The organism is Priestia sp. SRI_019 (assembly GCF_057586255.1).
Genome location: NZ_JBYCZN010000003.1, coordinates 234,889 through 253,480, shown reverse-complemented (window position 1 = coordinate 253,480; position 18,592 = coordinate 234,889). Strand labels below are relative to the sequence as shown.

18 protein-coding genes are annotated in these 18,592 nt (G+C 38.0%); 6 read left to right on the top strand and 12 right to left on the bottom strand.

The window, feature by feature from the left end; all coding sequences use genetic code 11:
* The first annotated feature begins 30 nt into the window (after positions 1-30).
* Positions 31-1,236 carry a quaternary amine ABC transporter ATP-binding protein gene (locus tag AC2YJL_RS19600; protein ID WP_013081886.1) on the top strand — a complete coding sequence of 402 codons (1,206 nt, stop codon included), beginning with the start codon at positions 31-33 and terminating at the stop codon, positions 1,234-1,236.
* Positions 1,229-2,074, top strand: coding sequence for an ABC transporter permease (locus AC2YJL_RS19595; protein ID WP_013081885.1), 846 nt, complete (start codon positions 1,229-1,231; stop codon positions 2,072-2,074). Before AC2YJL_RS19600 ends, AC2YJL_RS19595 begins: the two co-directional genes overlap by 8 nt.
* Before the next feature lie 38 nt (positions 2,075-2,112).
* On the opposite strand, the gene AC2YJL_RS19590 is transcribed toward AC2YJL_RS19595, so the two are convergent.
* Both AC2YJL_RS19590 and AC2YJL_RS19585 read right to left on the bottom strand, forming a co-directional pair.
* Positions 2,113-2,886 (bottom strand): class I SAM-dependent methyltransferase, encoded by a 774-nt coding sequence (locus AC2YJL_RS19590; RefSeq protein WP_369361543.1) that lies wholly within the window; start codon positions 2,884-2,886, stop codon positions 2,113-2,115.
* 65 nt (positions 2,887-2,951) lie between these two features.
* Complete coding sequence (locus AC2YJL_RS19585) at positions 2,952-4,070, bottom strand: AbrB family transcriptional regulator (protein ID WP_369361545.1); 1,119 nt, start codon at positions 4,068-4,070, stop codon at positions 2,952-2,954.
* 140 nt (positions 4,071-4,210) lie between these two features.
* On the opposite strand from AC2YJL_RS19585, the gene AC2YJL_RS19580 reads away from it, so the two are divergent.
* Together AC2YJL_RS19580 and AC2YJL_RS19575 are read left to right on the top strand one after the other, a co-directional pair.
* A complete protein-coding gene (locus AC2YJL_RS19580) occupies positions 4,211-5,083 on the top strand; it encodes a LysR family transcriptional regulator (RefSeq protein ID WP_013055563.1) in 873 nt (290 codons plus the stop codon).
* A gap of 129 nt (positions 5,084-5,212) precedes the next feature.
* Complete coding sequence (locus tag AC2YJL_RS19575; RefSeq protein ID WP_082178460.1) at positions 5,213-5,392, top strand: hypothetical protein; 180 nt, start codon at positions 5,213-5,215, stop codon at positions 5,390-5,392.
* A gap of 38 nt (positions 5,393-5,430) precedes the next feature.
* Here the strand turns inward: AC2YJL_RS19575 and AC2YJL_RS19570 are convergent, their stop codons facing one another.
* From AC2YJL_RS19570 to pdxR, 9 genes are all read right to left on the bottom strand, one after another.
* Complete coding sequence (locus tag AC2YJL_RS19570; RefSeq protein WP_369361546.1) at positions 5,431-6,399, bottom strand: tripartite tricarboxylate transporter substrate binding protein; 969 nt, start codon at positions 6,397-6,399, stop codon at positions 5,431-5,433.
* Between the two features lie 24 nt (positions 6,400-6,423).
* Positions 6,424-7,095 (bottom strand): response regulator, encoded by a 672-nt coding sequence (locus AC2YJL_RS19565; protein WP_028412126.1) that lies wholly within the window; start codon positions 7,093-7,095, stop codon positions 6,424-6,426.
* A gap of 27 nt (positions 7,096-7,122) precedes the next feature.
* Entirely contained in the window at positions 7,123-8,712 is a 1,590-nt protein-coding gene (locus AC2YJL_RS19560) for an ATP-binding protein (RefSeq protein ID WP_050689273.1), read from the bottom strand.
* Positions 8,713-8,865: 153 nt separating this feature from the next.
* Positions 8,866-10,170, bottom strand: a complete 1,305-nt coding sequence (locus AC2YJL_RS19555; protein WP_025749765.1) for a CitMHS family transporter — start codon at positions 10,168-10,170, stop codon at positions 8,866-8,868.
* Positions 10,171-10,497: 327 nt separating this feature from the next.
* Positions 10,498-11,061, bottom strand: coding sequence for an ImmA/IrrE family metallo-endopeptidase (locus AC2YJL_RS19550; protein ID WP_195695277.1), 564 nt, complete (start codon positions 11,059-11,061; stop codon positions 10,498-10,500).
* Between the two features lie 228 nt (positions 11,062-11,289).
* On the bottom strand, positions 11,290-11,751 hold the full coding sequence (locus AC2YJL_RS19545) for a CBO0543 family protein (RefSeq protein WP_195695278.1): 462 nt from the start codon (positions 11,749-11,751) through the stop codon (positions 11,290-11,292).
* A gap of 401 nt (positions 11,752-12,152) precedes the next feature.
* Positions 12,153-12,785: a fumarylacetoacetate hydrolase family protein gene (locus tag AC2YJL_RS19540; protein WP_369361611.1), complete on the bottom strand. Its 633-nt coding sequence runs from the start codon at positions 12,783-12,785 to the stop codon at positions 12,153-12,155.
* 294 nt (positions 12,786-13,079) lie between these two features.
* Positions 13,080-14,015: a homocysteine S-methyltransferase gene (mmuM, locus tag AC2YJL_RS19535; protein WP_230931836.1), complete on the bottom strand. Its 936-nt coding sequence runs from the start codon at positions 14,013-14,015 to the stop codon at positions 13,080-13,082.
* A 134-nt stretch (positions 14,016-14,149) separates the two neighbouring features.
* Positions 14,150-15,547 (bottom strand): MocR-like pyridoxine biosynthesis transcription factor PdxR, encoded by a 1,398-nt coding sequence (pdxR, locus tag AC2YJL_RS19530; protein WP_308201936.1) that lies wholly within the window; start codon positions 15,545-15,547, stop codon positions 14,150-14,152.
* Positions 15,548-15,658: 111 nt separating this feature from the next.
* On the opposite strand from pdxR, the gene AC2YJL_RS19525 reads away from it, so the two are divergent.
* Both AC2YJL_RS19525 and AC2YJL_RS19520 read left to right on the top strand, forming a co-directional pair.
* Positions 15,659-16,129 (top strand): GNAT family N-acetyltransferase, encoded by a 471-nt coding sequence (locus tag AC2YJL_RS19525; protein WP_230931834.1) that lies wholly within the window; start codon positions 15,659-15,661, stop codon positions 16,127-16,129.
* A gap of 229 nt (positions 16,130-16,358) precedes the next feature.
* Positions 16,359-16,559, top strand: a complete 201-nt coding sequence (locus tag AC2YJL_RS19520) for a YolD-like family protein (protein ID WP_074893948.1) — start codon at positions 16,359-16,361, stop codon at positions 16,557-16,559.
* Between the two features lie 76 nt (positions 16,560-16,635).
* Here the strand turns inward: AC2YJL_RS19520 and ltaS are convergent, their stop codons facing one another.
* Positions 16,636-18,564, bottom strand: a complete 1,929-nt coding sequence (gene ltaS, locus AC2YJL_RS19515) for a lipoteichoic acid synthase (RefSeq protein ID WP_251567200.1) — start codon at positions 18,562-18,564, stop codon at positions 16,636-16,638.
* Between the last annotated feature and the right edge of the window lie 28 nt (positions 18,565-18,592).

Here is an 18,592-nt window from a genome sequence, read left to right as displayed (position 1 = left end):
GTAAATGAAAACAACAATTGAGGTGGACATATGGAACACGTAAAATTAAAAGTACAGAATATAACCAAAGTGTTTGGTAAGAATCCGTCAAAAGCGATTGATTTACTCCAAAAAGGAAAAACAAAAAAAGAAATTCTAGAAGAAACAGGAATGACAATCGGGGTTAATCAAGCAAACTTCGAAATTAAATCCGGTGAAATCTTCGTTATTATGGGCCTGTCTGGAAGTGGTAAATCCACTTTAGTTCGTATGTTTAATCGCCTTGTTGAACCAACATCTGGATCTCTTATTTTAGACGGTGACGATGTAGTAAAAATGAACAAAGAGGAACTTCGCGACATGCGCCGAAAAAAAATGAGCATGGTTTTTCAAAACTTTGCCCTATTCCCTCACCGTACGGTTCTTGATAACACAGAATACGGATTAGAAGTTCAAGGTACACCAAAAGCCGAGCGTGAAAAGAAAGCAAAAGAAGCGCTTGAATTAGTAGGTTTGAAAGGGTACGAAAATCAATACCCTGGTGAACTGAGCGGCGGTATGCAGCAGCGCGTCGGACTGGCCCGAGCACTTGCCAATGATCCTGATATTTTATTAATGGATGAAGCATTCAGTGCACTAGATCCGCTTATTCGTAAAGACATGCAAGATTTCTTACTGGAGCTTCAAGAAAAAATGGAGCGAACAATCATTTTTATTACCCATGATCTTGATGAAGCTCTTCGAATCGGAGATCGCATCGTTTTAATGAAAGACGGCAGTGTTGTTCAGGTAGGAACACCTGAAGAAATTATGACAAACCCTGCCAATGATTATGTTGAGCGCTTTGTGGAAGACGTTAATGTAGCTAAAGTATACACAGCTGAAAGCGTGATGAACCGTGCCGAATCTATTACCGTAGATCGAGGTCCGCGCGTGGCTCTTAAAATCATGCAAGAAGCTGGTTATTCAAGCATCTACGTCGTAGACAAGAAAAAAACTCTTTTAGGAGTTGTAACTGCAGATGATATTAGCCGTGCCATTAAACAAGATAAACTGACAGCAGACGTATTAGATACGGATATTCCAACTGTTACAACAGATACGCTACTAGAAAACTTGTACGACAAAATGGTTATCAGCCGCTTTCCGCTACCGGTTGTAGATGAAAACCATCGTCTGCGCGGCATCATTAAAAAAGAACGAGTGATTGAAGCACTCGCCGGTACTGATAGTAATGAGGTGAACGTAAATGAATAGTATTCCTAAAATTCCCGTTGGCAATTGGATTGACCATTTTGTCACGTTTTTAAATGATAATATCAAAGGTTTTTTTGATGTTATTTCAGCTATTGTCGATGGTATTGTAAGTTTTATTGTACTAGTGTTAACTTTTCCACCAGCATTAATTTTAATCTTAATTGTCGGAATCATTGCTTGGTTTTCAAGTAAAAAATGGTCATTTACTATTTTATCGATGATTGGCCTGTTATTTATTCTTAATCTTGGCTACTGGCAAGAAACCATGGACACACTAGCCCTCGTTTTAACAAGCGTACTGATTTCGATTATAGTAGGAATTCCGCTTGGCATTTGGGCATCTCAAAGCGAAAAGACGGCTCGAATTATTACGCCAATCTTAGACTTTATGCAAACAATGCCCGCATTTGTTTATTTGATTCCAGCACTTTTCTTTTTTGGGATCGGTGTGGTGCCAGGTGTTATCTCGTCTGTTATCTTTGCAATGCCTCCGACGATTCGCTTAACGAACCTAGGTATTCGCGAGGTACCCGCTGACTTAGTAGAAGCAGCAAATGCCTACGGTTCAACAACAAAACAAAAATTATTTAAAGTACAGCTTCCATTAGCTACAAAAACCATTATGGCCGGAATTAACCAAAGCATCATGCTATCTCTTTCAATGGTTGTTATTGCCTCTCTTGTAGGTGCTCCGGGACTTGGTGCGGAAGTATACCGTGCAGTTTCTCGACTTGAAGTCGGCACGGGCTTTGAAGCTGGAATTTCAATCGTTATTTTAGCGATTATTTTAGATCGTATTACGCAATATTTTGGAAATCGTTCAAACCAACGAGCATAAGTAAAAAAAGAAGCCAACTCCGGTGAGTTGGCTTCTTTTTATTTATTTTTGTAACACGCTACAAAGATTGCTTCCCCTTGAAACGATTCAATTCTTTGTTGATTCGTTTTGATGTCAAAAAACTGCTTAAATCCGCTTGGTATATTCAGCATATATTGGGTAAGCTCACGCTTTGTCTCTTCCGGAACATTCATCATCCCGCACCAGTCATCAAATAAAAAACGCTTTGGAAAAGTTGTCAGCACTTCTGTACGGAACCCTTGCATTTCCAGCATAGAAAGCCACTCTGTTTTTTTATAAGCACGATAATGGCTTGGATCTCTTGTCTTTTCAACTCGATTATAAAACTCGTCATAAGCATTCACTTCCGGTGCTACATTATCAATGAGCAAGAACTGTCCGCCTGGCTTTAACACTCGGTATACCTCTTTGATGAACTGTTTAATATTAGGAAAATGGTGCGGTGCAATTCTGCACGTTACCGTATCAAACTGGTCATCTTGAAATGGCATTTCTTCAGCATCTCCTTGAACAAACGATACATTTTCATGACCATTTTCTTTAATAAAGCCTTCAGCACTTTGCAGCATTTGAGGAGTTAAGTCAAAAGCCGTTACTTCTTGAAAGACAGGTGCTAGCTTATTTGCCACGTGTCCTCCTCCTGTTGCTACATCAAGCAGCTTTCCTCCTCTATTTTCTTCAGCAATTTCCGCTAAAACAGCTAAATCTTTGCCTTTCGCATGACCTTTACTTTTGACGTACTTTCCAGCATTCCCCCCGAACTGACTGACCACTATTTCTTTATTACTCATCTATTCTCCCCCCATTTTCCTCTTTAAAACTCTCTATTACTTTGCCTAGTGCATTCACATATTTATTATGAAACGTGTGAATGTATTCTTTTTCTTTCTCCCCATTGATGAAACATGCGAAACAGCGGAGGAAGAAGCAGCCAAATGGTTAAAATTCGAAGCACTTGGACGGCTACTACCAACGTCGAATCGGCTTGCAGTACAATTGATGTAGTCGCCATTTCTGCAATGCCTCCAGGAGCAAACGCTAAAATAGACGTAATAAGCCCGATTCCAGTTATTTTGGAGACGAATAGTGCACAAACAAACATAGCAGCAATTAAGCCGATTGTATTAATAAGCGCAACAACTATAATTTTTTTTACGCCGATAAACATTTCTTTATGAAAGCGTGAACCAATGCTTGACGCGATAAAAATTTGCGATAAAATCATCACAGAATGAGGCCAGTATGCTTGAAGATTATAGCCCGCGTACGATGAAGCAGCTGTTTGAACAATCGCAACAGTAAGCATTCCCCCTACTAACCAAGGAGCAGGAAATTTTAGTTTTTTTCCTATATAATAGCCTACTACTGCTGTAACGATTAAAACGCCTGTCCATAGCAGTGATTCCCACCCAAAAATGCTTGGAGTAGCTGCCACTGCATGCCGACCTGTATTACTTCCCCAATAGACCACAAATAAAGGAACAGCAAGCACAACTAAAAACACGCGCATTGTTTGAATGATGCTTACAACTGCCGTATTGGCCCCTACCTCTTCAGCCATGCCTGGCATTGCGCTCATTCCTCCAGGAGTCGTGCCGAAAAAGCTTGTTAATAAGTCTGTGGAACTGAACTTCCATAGCAAATAACCGGATAATAGAGAAAAAACAACGGACAGCAAAAGCATGATCGTAATGGTGGACCAGTGAGATTGAAACGTAGTTAATACAGACAAGTTAATCTTTTGACCTAATTCAATCCCTAAAATACACTGTCCTGCGTACAGCCAATATTTTGGAATACCTTTTTTGCTTGTTTGAGATAAAAAACGCGGCTTTCGGAAAGCTAGAATAGCAGCTAAAATGAGGGTCCCAAGCATCCAGGCAATGGATAAACCTGTTAACGATAAAAGAAATCCTCCCACGCTTGTTAATAAAATAAAAAATATAGACTGTAAAAAAATAATTCTTGCGTTCATATCTACTTCCTTCCTTCTACAAGGCTTTTCTTTCTTACACCGAACATTCCTCTTCTTAACTATAGTATAATTTTAGAGATAATTAAAATATCGAAATTTTATTATAAACCATTCATTTTTTTTATTCCTGGAGGGATAGTATGGACGATCGAGATTGGCTTATTCTACAAGTGTTGTATCGAGAAAAAAACATTACAAAAGCAGCCAAGGAGCTGTTTATCTCTCAGCCTGCGCTTACGCATAGACTGCAGCAGATGGAAAAGGAATTTCATGTTCAGATCGTGAACAGAGGACGCCGCGGAGTTCAGTTTACACCGCAGGGAGAATATTTAGTGAAGTGCGCAGAAGAAATGCTGCTCACGCTTCAAAAAATAAAAGAAAATGTGTTAAACATGGATGATCAATTAACCGGTACTTTGCGTCTAGGAGTGTCTAACTTTTTCACTGACTACAAGCTCCCTGGACTATTGCGGTTATTTAAAGAGCGATTTCCTGACGTTGAATTCAAAGTCACGACCGGATGGAGCAGCGACATGGCCCACTTACTTTATAAGCACGATGTTCATATTGCGTTTGTAAAAGGTGATTATAACTGGCAAGATCAGAAAGAGCTGCTTTTTAAAGAAACGATTTGCATTGCGTCTGCACAGCCTGTTGACATAAACAACCTTCCCAATATACCTCGAATTGACTATCACCAAGATCGTTTTTTAAAAACATCTGTTGATAACTGGTGGGCTGAAAATTACTCTCAGCCTCCCCTTGTCAGTATTGAAGTGGATAAAGCAGAAACATGCAAAAAGATGGTTGTAAACGGACTCGGTTATGCGATTTTGCCGAGTATGCTGCTTGATGACGCAGCAGAGATTTACAGATACACGTTAAAAACAAAAGACCAGCAGCCTTTAACGCGCAGTACATGGATGTTTTATCATGAGGATTCATTAAAAATTAACATCGTAAAAGCTTTTATTGAGTTCATTCAAAACTTGGATTTAAAAGATGTACACTGATAGAAAGAGGTTGACACAAACGTAGTTTAGCCGAAATGAAAAAATGAACCATTAATCAAAATGTTTGATTAGTGGTTCATTTTTTGTTGTAGCAAACATAGGTTTCATCTGTTTCGTTCCTTCTAGCAGTTGATTGTAGGGCAAGACGAAGACTCCTGCGGGAAAAGCGGGACAGGTGAGACCCCGCAGGAGCGTAAGCGACGAGGAGACTCATCGCGCGCCCGCGGAAAGCGAAGTCTTGCACGGAAATCAACTGCGGTGTCTAAAGCAGTTCAGCTCATATATCCCATTTGTTCATCTTTAGATTAGATTCATTTCGTCATGTCTCAACCTTTTCTTTATCATGTCTACTCGTCATTTGTTCCGCCCATTAAGTCAGAATACAGCTTGCTTTGCTGTTCAAGAAAGACTTTAGCCCCGCTGCTATTTTTATAAAAAGAGGTTAAATCGTTATCTTTAAGCAGCTGTTCCCATTCTTTTGTATGAACCATTTCATACACTGTCTTATTCCAATATGCTACCTGCTCTTTGGTCATATTAGGCGGTCCCATTAGGCCTCTCCAATGGCTAAATGTTACGTCAATTCCCGCTTCTTTCCACGTTGGGATCTCTTTTAACTCTTCTAGCCTGCTGGGAGAAGAAACGGCGAGTATTCTTACCTGCCCTTGTTCATACTGCTTTTTTACTTCTGATAAGGACATAGGTGCTACATCTAGCTGATGATGAACGAGCGCATCGATCACTTTATGACTGCTGTTGTAAACGAAGAACTCAAGCTTGGAAGAGTCTACGCCTGCCTTTTTATTCAGCTGCATGAACGATAAATGATCGTCGTTTCCTAAGCGAGGTGATATTCCTACTTTCATGCTGAATTCACTTTGATTTAACGTGCGTATGAGCTGTTTTAAATTATATATAGGAGAGTTAGCAGGAACTACGATGACCTCCCATTCAGATGTTAAAATAGCGAGCGGAGTAAAGTCTTTATAGGTTAATTGACTTTGCCCTAGCAAATTATTTGTAATCAGCAAACTGGAATTTCCGGAAACAATATTCCCTTCTTTTCTCTGTTTAATATATTTCCATCCTTCTTCACCTTGCCCACCTATTTTATTACTAACAGAAACGGGTACCTTCACAATCTTCTTTTCCGTTAGCACTTGTTGAATGGCTCTTACTGTTGCATCTGCTCCTCCGCCTTTTGCACCGGCTGCCACAATTTCAATTTCCCCCATATCAATACGGTCTTTTTTAGAGGGAGAAGAACAGCTAACAAGCAATACACTTATAAACACTATCATGAGCTTTTTGATCATATATACCATCCTTCAAGGCTAATGCTACGCTAAATAGTACTTACGTTCCGGCCGTCCAATAATCCCATAATCATATTCAACGTGACATTCACCAGTTGATACTAGATACTCTAAATATCGTCTAGCTGTCGTTCTAGATACTCCCATGTGTTGTCCCATCTCTTCGATCGTAATTCCTTTGATGCTTTTTAAAATGTCTTTTGACTTTTGTAATGTGATACCATCAATACCTGAAGGAAGAGATTTATCCGCTTTTGGCTTTGTTCTGACATGTCCAAAGTACGCATCAATAAATGATTGATCAACTTCTTCATGCGTACTAAACAGTTCCTTTTTCTCTTGATACTGTTTAATAGCATTAATGAAGGATTCCATCATAACCGGCTTAATCAAATAATTAACGACGCCGTTTCTCAAGCAGATTTCTACAATGTTTTTTTCTGTTGCAGCCGTTACCACGATAACGTCAACTTGTGGAAACTGCGCTCTGATTTTCGGCAGTAAATCTGTTCCCATTTCATCTGGCATATAGATGTCTAAAAGAAGTAAATCAACTTTCTTCTCCTTTAGCATTTCAAGCGTCTCTTTTGCATTCAACGCTTTACCTACAACTTCTACACCATCTACTTCTAATAAAAATCGCTCTTGAACTTGAGCAATTCGAAAATCGTCTTCTGCAATTGCCACTCGTAACATTTCGACTCTCCCCTTACTTCTCATGATTCAGTTTTTTGGAAGGTAAACTGAAAAAATGGCTCCTCCTTCTGGCTGATTATACACTTCAATAGATCCTCCAAGTTCATCTACCATTTTCTTTATATTTGCCAGTCCGTATCCTCTGTCTGTACCTTTGGTTGAAAAACCTTTTGTGAAAATTTGATTTAGTACTTCTTCTGATATACCAGGTCCGTTATCCATCACTTCAATAATTAAATCATGACCAATATCGGTAATAAAAAACGACACTTCTTTTTCAGACTGCTGACTCACCGCTTCAAATGCATTATCAATTAAGTTCCCAATAATGATAATGAGATGAGAAATTTCAATATGTTTTGGGAGCGTATCGAGTGTACTCTCCGAATCAACCGAAAAGTGAATTTTCTTTTCAGATGCTTTTCCAATCTTCCCAAGCAATATTGCTTGAACTTTAGAATCTAATATCTGATCAAATAGAATACGATTTTGTGTTTGGTGTACGGCTGATTCTTTTTGAATAAACTCAAATGCATCTTTGTACTGCCCTAACTGCAGCAAACCCGACAAAACATACAGCTTATTCGTAAACTCATGCGTTTGAGCTCGTAAATCCTCTGAATACTTTCGTACTTCTGAAATCGTATTGATTAAGCTTTTTAATTCTGTCTTATCACGAAAACTAGCGACCACTCCTACAATTCGCTGATGTTCAATAATGGGTGTTAAGTTTAAGATAAACGTTTTTTCATTCAAAAAAATCTCTTGGTCGCTTCGGGCTATTCCTGTATCTAGCACTTCAATCATATTCGTATAAGGAAATACTTCAATGATATGATGATGTAAATATTCCATCTGTAGTCCGAGCATATTTTTAGCTGATGTATTCATCATCGTAATAAAGCCTTGATGATCAATAGCAATAATTCCTTCTTTTATCGACAGTAAAATCGCATTTCGTTCACGGTATAAAGAAGCGATTTCATGGGGCTCAAGACCGAGAGTATCTTTTTTAATACTTTTAGCTAAAAAAATACCCCCGATCATACCAAGCAATAAAACCGCTAGTGAAAATAGGATAATTTGCTGAATACGCGTAATGAGCTGAGCATGAACATGAGACTTTAAAAACTCAACCGTCACCACTCCCACGACCTCCGTATACTTTCCGTGACTGATGACAATAGGCGCTTTCCCCATAATTGCAGGACCTGTGGTTCCCTCTCCGTCAAGCGTATAATATCCGCCAAACAGCAGTGCTCTATCGTTAACCGCCTCTTTGTTTTTCTTTCCTATCCATTTTTGATTAGAATGAGAATAGATGAGTTGCTCACGGTTTTGAACCACAATACTTGCTGCTCCGATTTGTTCCCTCACTTGCTCGGCAAGCGGCTGAATATAGCGACTCGGCTGTTTTTTTTGAAAAGCAGCTTTGACTTCCGGCATAAATGATATTGATTTGGCTGCTTGAAGAGCCAGCTGCTCAGCTTGCCTTTTAGATTCTACAAACTGCATGTAAGAGAAAATACTCGCTAAAAGAACAATAACAGTTATGATTAATGCTGCGGATAAACCTACGATTTTTGTTTGCAGCGATACTTGAAACCATTTTTTCATTTCATCGCACCTTTAGCCTTTACCTTATAGTTCTATTCTTCTTCTATTTTATCAAAATTTTTTGTATATCCGCTCCTTATTCCAAAAGCTTTTTAGACAAAAAAACTTATCAATCCCAAAATCGGAATTGATAAGTTTTTAGGTTCATGATCTTTACAGCGTAATAACTCCTGTAATAATAGCTACTAAAAGCATCACCATCGCTGTTCCAATCGTCCACTTTAAAGTAAAGCGCTGGAATTCACCAAGTTCGACTTTTGCCATACCGACCAATAGATACGTAGAAGCAACTAAAGGACTTAGTAAGTGAACAGGTTGACCAATCAATGAAGCGCGGCCAATTTCTGCAGCATCAATACCGTATGCTGAAGCTGCTTGAGCAATAATTGGTAAAATCCCATAGTAGTAAGCATCATTTGACATAAAGAACGTAAATGGCATACTTGTGATGGCTGTAATCACAGACATGTAAGGCCCTAAAGCATCTGGAATTAATCCTACTAAACTATTACCCATTGCATCTACCATTTTTGTACCTGATAAAATGCCTGTGAATACGCCTGCTGCGAATACAAGAGATACAACAGCAAGTACATTACCAGCATGTGCTGTGATACGCTCTTTTTGAACTTCTAAATTTGGATAGTTAATCATGATAGCGATTGCAAATCCAATCATAAATAGAATTTGAAGTGGCATAACTGCTGTGATAAGTCCTACTAATAATAGAGCTGTTAAAGCAAAGTTTACCCATAAAAGCTTCGGACGCTTGTACTCGATTCCTTCAGCAGCGGCTGCTTCCGCAAAAGCTACTTGAGCATTTGTGACGTCCTGAATATCAATAACACCTAAGCGCTGACGCTCTTTTTTTCCAAAATAGTAAGCTGTGAATAATAACCAAACAGCTCCACCAATCATGGCTGGAATCATTGGTGTAAACACCTGTGAAGCATCTAACTTCAGTGCGCTCATCACACGAGCAGTAGGTCCTCCCCAAGGTGTTAAGTTCATAACTCCACTGCCCATAATAGCGATACAGGCTAAAATCATCGGCTTCATGTTTAGCTTTTTATAAAGCGGAAGCATCGCTGAGAGCGTAATCATATATGTTGTTGTTCCGTCTCCGTCTAATGAGATAATAAGAACTAAAATAGCTGTACCAATTGTGATTTTTAGTGGATCACCTTTTACGATTTTTAAAATTCTTCCTACAACTGGATCAAACAAACCAGCATCAATCATAATCCCAAAATATAAAATAGCAAACATTAACATAACGCCTGTAGGTGCTAATTCTTTTACACCATTTAAAGCCATTTCTCCAATATCACTTGTGAATCCCCCTATGATTGCAAACAATACTGGAATAACCATTAAAGCAATAAGCGGCGTTAATCGTTTTGTCATAATCAAAAACATAAATGTACAAACCATCAAAAACCCAAGAATAGCTAACATTATTACCCCTCCTATTTTTGAATCCGCTTTCATAACAGTGGAAGCGATTCGTTTGTATGTATGACCCGCATATGTATGCCAGTTCGTCTATACGATTACAACATCGCTTGTTCACTATTAAGTTGTACCTTAAAACTTTAAAATTTTCTGTTTTTTCTTAAAATAATCATAATTTACAGGAGGGTATAGTGTAAATAATTCGTACTATAAAAACTTTTAAAACTTTATGGGTAATTAAATCCTTTTTGTTCATTGGAAGGATAAAAGAAAGGAAGAGGAAAAAGATAGGAAAATGAAAAACGGAGAGAGAGGAACTATTCCCTTGAATTATTCAATTTGAACTCTAAGAGAATAAGCTCCAGGATGAGGAGTTTTATTCCATTGAGTAAGAGATTCCTCTAAAAATGGAATGTTCTTCAACTTCTTTGTTTGGAACTTTTCTATTTTTGAATATTTCTCTAAAGCATACGTATTAGCAAACATTTCCTGCGTTCTATTTCCTTCCTTTAAAAGCGTTCCATTTGTCATACGATCCACATGATGGCCTAATTCATGCAGAATGATAAAAGCAAATTGATGAGGCTTTTTATTTTTTGTTGTATCGATAAAGACAATAGGACATTCCGTTACTGTATATTTAATATAGTCAATTTCAAACTGAAGTTTGCGCTTCTCTTTTGGAAGATTATCATTAAACTGGCCATAGTACACGCCTAGCACATCTTTTCCTTGCACCTTTACACTGCCTAAGCAATACACGCCTTTTAGCCCCTCCCAGTCTTTTTCGTCTGTTACATTAGCAATTTCCTGCAGGGCGGCTTTTTGCTTCGCACTCATGACTCCGTGAAACGTTACGCCATAAATTTGGATTTTTTCACTACGCTTAAACATCTTCTTGCCTCCTTTGCTAAATTCCTTCTACAACATATTATTTATTAATAAGTATATTCATTCACAATACTTGGTTAAAAACATGAAGTTAATGTCAAGATTCCCGTTTTAATGTTTTTTAACCCTGCTTATATGCTGCTTCGTTTATTTTCTATTTTTACTATATTACATATATAGCCATTAATAAAATATCATTTTTTTATGATTTATCATTACTTTTTTTTATTTCTATTTTTGTTTATCGATAATCTGAAGCCTGCGTATCATTTTTAAATTTAAAACCATTGCTATATAAAGAAAAGGATAGCAAAAAAACGAGTATAGCGTCTTCCATTCGTTATAATAAAACACTTCTGTTTGGGCAGAAATGTATTCAAACAGTGTTGTAAGAATTACCCACACTGTAATATATAAAGCTTTTTTAGCCAAACTCTTACTCCCGGGATAAAAATTTAAAAATACACTATTCGTCGCAGGATAAATAAAAATAAAGACTAAAAGATATTCAAAATCTACTCCTTTTGTAAAGAAGCCATAAAGATCATATTTAACATCAAGATATATATCTGCTACCGATCCTAAAAACATAACAAACAAAGAGGTTGTGTACATTTCTATCCAGCTGATACGTTTTGGCATGACTAGTACACTCAAAATAGAAATCACCGTTGTAAGAATTAAGAGCACCATGCTGAGGACCTCGTTTTCTATAGGAGATAGAAACAGCTTTCCCATTGGATATTAAATTCATTCTGAAGGCTAAAAAATTAAGACTTCGTAAAAAAAGAGATTGAGGCATAACGAAATCAAGCCAATCTAAATACGAACTGAGATAAATGATTTGGACTCCTTGGTACGCCGCTGTTGATTTCCGTTCAAAACTTCACTTACCCTTCTGCGGGGTCTCAGCCACTCCACTTTCCCCGCCGGAGTCTTCGCCTTGCCCTCTAATCAATAGCTAGAAGCAAATATATAATCTACGTTCACCATCACAATAAAAAATCCGAACGAGTTGGATTCTCTATCAAGAATCTCGATTCATCGTTCGGATCTTCCTTCAACTAAACTACTTTTATTTCAGCTTCTTTTTGTTAACGAAAGGAAATGATGCAAGAACCAAGCTCTTGCTGTCCCCATTTAAGTGAAAGCTCATCATGATGAGTAAGCGGACCTACTCCCTCAGGTGTCCCTGTAAAAATAAGATCTCCTTTATCAAGACCAAAATGTTTTCCTGTAAAATCAATAATCGTTTGTAAGTCAAAAATCAAATCTTTAATATTCCCCAGCTGCACGCGTTCATTGTTTTTCACTAACGAAAAGTCTTTCTTCTTAGATGCTTCTACTCCTTCAAATGGAATAAAGTTTCCGACGACCGCTGAATGTTTGAACCCTTTTGCAAGCAGCCAAGGGTGCTTTTTTTGTTTTAATTCGCTCTGCACGTCTCGAAGAGTCAAGTCTAATCCAATCGTCATCTCGTCAACGAGTTCATCCACCGTTATGCCTTCTTTGTAAGATTGTCCAATATGAAGAATCAGTTCAGTTTCGAAGTGCACCTCTCCTTGGTCGCTAGGAAGAGTGAGTGATTGTCCATCTGCTTCAACGAGAGCGTGAGTAGGTTTGGAAAATAAAAAAGGTGATGTTGGAATATCATTATGTAATTCTTTTGCATGCAGCGCGTAGTTTCGGCCTACACAATAAATATTTTTAATATCTTTCACTTTCATCATCCCTTCTTTCGTTCAAATAAAGATTTTTTAACTTGTATTCTTTTATTTTACAAGAAAAAAAGAGTGGGACATAATAAAATGAATCTAATCTAAAGACGGAACATGGGGATAAATGAGCTGAACTGCTTGTGACACCTCTGTTGATTTCCGTGCAACAGCTAGAAGGACCTGCCCACACGAAGCCTACGTTCACCATGACCATAAAAAAACACAAACGATCTATTTTTGATAGATCGTTCGTGTTTAACGTTAGCGAAACAACTTTTCTCACATTCTCTTTCTTTCAATCCGTTATTTTCTAGCCCATTTTGTAATGCCTTTGATATCATCTGGAGTTGTACGACAGCACCCTCCGATTAACTGAGCACCTGCTTCATACCAGCTGTGAGCGCTGCAGCCATACGTTTCGCCAGCAGATGTCCCGTTCCATGTTTTAGATTCAGCATCATAATGCTCCCCTGAATTTGGATACACAATGACTGGCTTATCCGTTTGAGATTTAATTTCTTTAATAAGTGAAGAAATATATTGAGGCGGCGTACAGTTAACTCCAAGAGCCGCTACTTGCTCATAAGAATCCAGATAGCGTGCACACTCCGAGATTAATGTTCCGCTGCTAATGTGCAGGTCATCTTTTGCGCTGAACGTAATCCATGCGTACGCTCCTTCAAACTCTTGTAGCAGCCTCGCAATGGCTCTTGCTTCCATTACATTAGGAATAGTTTCACAAGCTAATACGTCCGCTCCTGCTTCAACTAATGCTTTCATACGAGGACGATGAAATTCCATTAACTCTTCTTCTGTTACGTCATACTGTCCAGTATATTCCGATCCGTTTGCTAAAAATGCTCCGTAAGGCCCTACCGAAGCGGCGACAATTGGTTTGGGACGATTAAGACGATTCTCTTCTTGCTGCCAAAATTCATCTCTTGCTTCAGCCGCAATTTTTACAGATGCTTGAATTAACTCGCGAGCCTCTGCTTCACTCAAACCACGTTCAGCAAAACCTTCAAATGTGCTTTGATAACTTGCTGTAATTGCACAGTCAGCTCCCGCTGCAAAGTAGTCTTGATGCACTCTCTTAATCAGTTCCGGCTGCTCCATCAGCACTTTTGCAGACCATAAGCTGTCGTTTAAATCACAGCCATATCTTTCAAGTTCAGTTGCCATTGCACCATCTAGTACAATCACAGGGAATGTATGTAAAATTTGTTGGATAGGATTCATTGTTTAATCTAGGGTTGTCCACTAGCAGTTAGCTTCGATTACCCTATCCTCCTTTCAGATAATTTAAAATATATGCAAAAAAGTCTAAAGGACTAGGCAACTTTTGTCAAGAAACCGAAAAAACAAGCATGGATTTATAACCAAGCTTTTTTTAACCGCCTTATTCCTTCTTCTATTTCTTCTCTCCTCAAACTTCCGAAGCCTAACAAAATATGAGGCTTTTGTTTAGGTACTTCCGTAAGCCAATAACGAGAGGTACCGTAGACCGAGACATCTTGCTTTCGAGCTGCGTTAATTAATTGCTGTTCGTTCATATCGTTGTGCACGCGTACAAGTATATGCAAACCTGCCAATTCACCTGATATCGTAATGTTTTCGTTAAACTCTTTCTGTAAAGCTGCTAAAAGAGTACTGTGTTTCAGTTGATAAGCAGTTCTCACTCTTCTTAAATGCTTATTCCACTCTCCATTTTTCATTATCAGCCCGAGCGTCTGTTGATGGAGAGTTGGAACAGCTTGCGCGTATAAAGAGAAACGTTCATGATATGTTTTTAGAAGAACTTCAGGTAACACAAGGTAACTGATCCTTAAAGAAGGCATAAAAGATTTTGAAAATGTACCTGTATAAATGACGCGACCATTCGAATCCAAGCTTTGCAATGAAGGAATGGGACTCCCTTTATAACGAAACTCTCCGTCATAATCGTCCTCGATAATAAACCCATTGCAGTCATTCGCCCATTCAAGAAGCTCTATTCTTCTTGAAACAGGCATGATCATTCCGTATGGAAACTGATGAGACGGTGTGACATAAACAGCTCGTGCTTGGCTATCATAAAGCTCTTGAATGTTTATGCCTTTGCTGTTAAGCGACACGGACTTTAATGAGAGTCCATGCTGTTTAAATACAAAGCTAGCCCCGTCATAGCAAGGATTTTCAAAGGCAATATCTCTGATGCTTTTCTTTAACATCTGCGCTAATAAACTGAGTGATTGCTGCGTACCTGCTCCAATAATAATTTGATGTTTTGAACAAACCACTCCTCTTGACTGATAAAGGTACGTCGCAATTTCTTCACGCAGTGATTCTTCTCCTTGACTTTCTTGGTACGTGAACAGCGCTTCTCTATAAGTTTGAAGACTTTCATTGTATCGTTTTTTCCACTCATTCAAGGGAAACAAACGGCTATCAACTTTTCCATACCGAAAATCATAGGTACACGACTTTGTTTCTGAGTGAGGGTGTGAAAATACAGTCGGCTTTTTATCTGTTTGCAGTAAATCAAACCGTGTATTCGTTACGTACAGTCCACTTTTGGGCCTGCTTTCTACATACCCTTCAGCTAAAAGCTGCTGATAGGCCATATCTACAGTATTTCGACTTACGTTTAAGTAATCAGCAAGAGACCGGATAGAAGGCAGTTTGTCATTCACTTCTACCCTGCTGGATACAATTTCTTTTTTTATATATTCATATAGCTGGTGATACAAAGGTATATCATCCTTGCGGTTTAATAAAGGTGTGAACTTCACGCTAGCTCCTTTCATCTGTCCCTATTTTATTTTTCAAATCTGGCTCTTTTAGAGGAGATACATTTCTTTTACTATAAGTGTAGGTCATCTGATTAAAAAGGAGAAGATTTAATGACTACTATTACAATTCGTCAAGCTAATGCTGATGACATGGAAGCACTTATTTCATTAATGAACGAATACATTGTTGATTTTTACAAGCGCCCTCAGCCTACCAAAAAGCAGCTGAGAAATTTGATTAATCACTTGTTTCACCATCCGGATGCTGGCGTTCAGTTTATCGCGACTCAAAATGACGAGGCAGTAGGTTTTTCAACGCTTTATTTTACATTTAGCACCACGCGTGTGAAGCCTGTAGCGATTTTAAATGACTTGTACGTTATAGAAAAAGCAAGAGGACAAAAAATTGGGGAAAAGTTATTTTCGATTAGTCACCAGTATACGAAAGAACATCAGTATGCAGCTATGTCTTGGGAAACGGCTTATGATAATACAAGAGCCCAAACGCTGTACAGAAAAATGGGCGGAAATGTAACGAACGATGAATGGATTCACTACGACATTTCAAACGATATTTTATAATATTCTTCCATCCATAAAGTTTTAACACGTTCTTAACACTCCTTTCATAAATGTGTTTTATGATGAATACGACAAATAAATCAGTTTCTGTATGTATTTGTCACATTCTCTGTTAAAGTTTTCACAAAGTGTTCAAACTTTAAGTGAAAACGCTTTCTATTTTTGTGTATAATAAAAATATGCAAATGAAAATGAATGTTACAGCTCGTTAATCATACACATTTTAAATATGGAAGGAGTTTTGAAAATGATTTTAAAAGCATTAAGAAAAAACGGGGCCGTTACAATTAACTATTATAAAAACGGTTTGCTTCAAACGTTTAAAGGAAAAGTACAGCGCCTAGATTTAACAGACCAAACGCTTTCATTAAAAGATGAACAGCAAAATACTTTCTCTATTCGCTTATCGGGAATTAAAGAAATTTATTAATGAATAGTTTACAGTAAAAAAGAACATGATGCTCATTCTGCTTTGCAGAAGTCATCATGTTCTTTTGATTTTAGCTTTATTTAGCTGATGTTTCTGTTTCTTCTTTCCCGTACATATATTTAGAAGGGTCGACTGTTTGGAAATCCTTCAGCTTGTGGAAACGAAGTAAGTCTCCATAAAGCACTTGATCAGATAACTCCAGTTCTTTCGCTACCTTCTGTTTATAAGCTTTCATTTGATTATTTTCTTTAAGCGCTTGGCCCGTCTTAGAATCATAATACGTTCCATCCACTAATGTATACTTCGGAGATACGTAGTTGCCATTACGGAATGCCACTACATCATCATGATTTTCAGAAAATAAATCTGTACCAAATTGGATAAATTCTTTGCTGTCAATCCCTACTAAATGAAGAAGAGTTGGCACAACGTCAATTTCTCCACCGTACGTATGATTAACTCCGCCTTTTACTCCAGGAACGTGAATGAATAGAGGTACACGCTGCAGCTGAGCATTTTCATAAGGCGTAATTTCTTTTCCCATTACTTTTTCCATTGCCGCATTATGATTTTCAGAAATACCGTAGTGATCTCCATAAATCATAATCACAGAATTATCATAAAGCCCAGAAGCTTTCAGTTCTTGGAAGAAAGATTGCAATGATTCGTCTAAATAACGAGCCGTTTGGAAATAGCGGTCAACTGTTGCATCGCCCGTGTTAGCCGGCTGGATGCTTGCCTCATTGTTTCCAAGTAAAAATGGAAAATGATTTGTTAACGTAATTAAATGCGCATAGAACGGCTGTGGTAAAGACTGCAGCATTGGAACAGATTCTTTAAAGAACGGTTTGTCTTTTAAGCCATAATTAATTTTATTTTCACCCGTCATATTGTAATAACTTGCATCAAAGAACTTATCCACACCGAACTGCTTGTAAATTTCGTTACGGTTCCAAAACGTCTTATAGTCTCCGTGAAGCACAGCGCTCGTATAGCCAGCTTTTTGATCTAAAATAGCTGGTGCTGCCTGATACGTATTGCTTCCTTTCAGTACAAAGGCAGAACCTTGAGGAAGGCCGTATAGAGAGTTGTCCATCATCAGCTCAGCATCTGATGTTTTTCCTTGTCCTGTTTGATGAAAGAAGTTATCAAAATACGTAAAGTCATTTCCATGGGCCAATGAATTTAAGAAAGGTGTCACTTCCTGGCCATTTAATTTGTAATCAATTAAAAAAGACTGAAATGATTCCAAATGAATTTTAATAATATTTTTCCCTTTAGCTTTTCCAAAATAAACGGAATTAGGCTCCGCATAGTGACTGTTTTTAAAATTAACGACGTTTGTTAAATCATTGCTGCTTGCAAAAGCTCGCTGTTTAGAGTTTTGAGCAGTTTGAACACCGTCATACATCGTATAATTATATGCCCCTAAATACTTTACTAAATAATTGCGGTCAAAAGTTCGAGATAGAAGCTGCGGGCGATCAATTTCTGCTAATGTTAAGTTGACAGAAAAGACCATGAATCCTAAAGAAAGAATGGTTACAGCATTCTTAACCGATACTTTTTCATTATGCCAGTCAATTTTTTTACTAAAAAAGAAGAAAAAATAAATAATAAAATCAACAAAATAAAAAACATCATGCGCTTTTAATAAATCCATAATGCTTCCGCCCATACTTCCTGCATTACTTGTTTGCAATAGTGTAGGAAGCGTTACAAAATCGTTAAAAAAACGATAATAGAGAATGTTGCTGTATAACAGCAGCGTCATAATGAAACTGCCTGCAAGAATCCAAGCTCCTGCTTTCTTTCCTTTAAAAAATAAGCCGATTCCTAAAAAAATCAGCACTGAACTCACAGGGTTTATGAACAGCAGCATTTGCTGCATTACGCCGCTTACGCCTAAGTTAAATTCAGTTTTATAAGCCACGTACGACTTTATCCACATTAAAACAGCGGCTAATATGAAATAGTGCAGCGGCTTAGAAACGATTAGCTTCATTTTGATTTTCCTTTCTCGATTAGTTTAT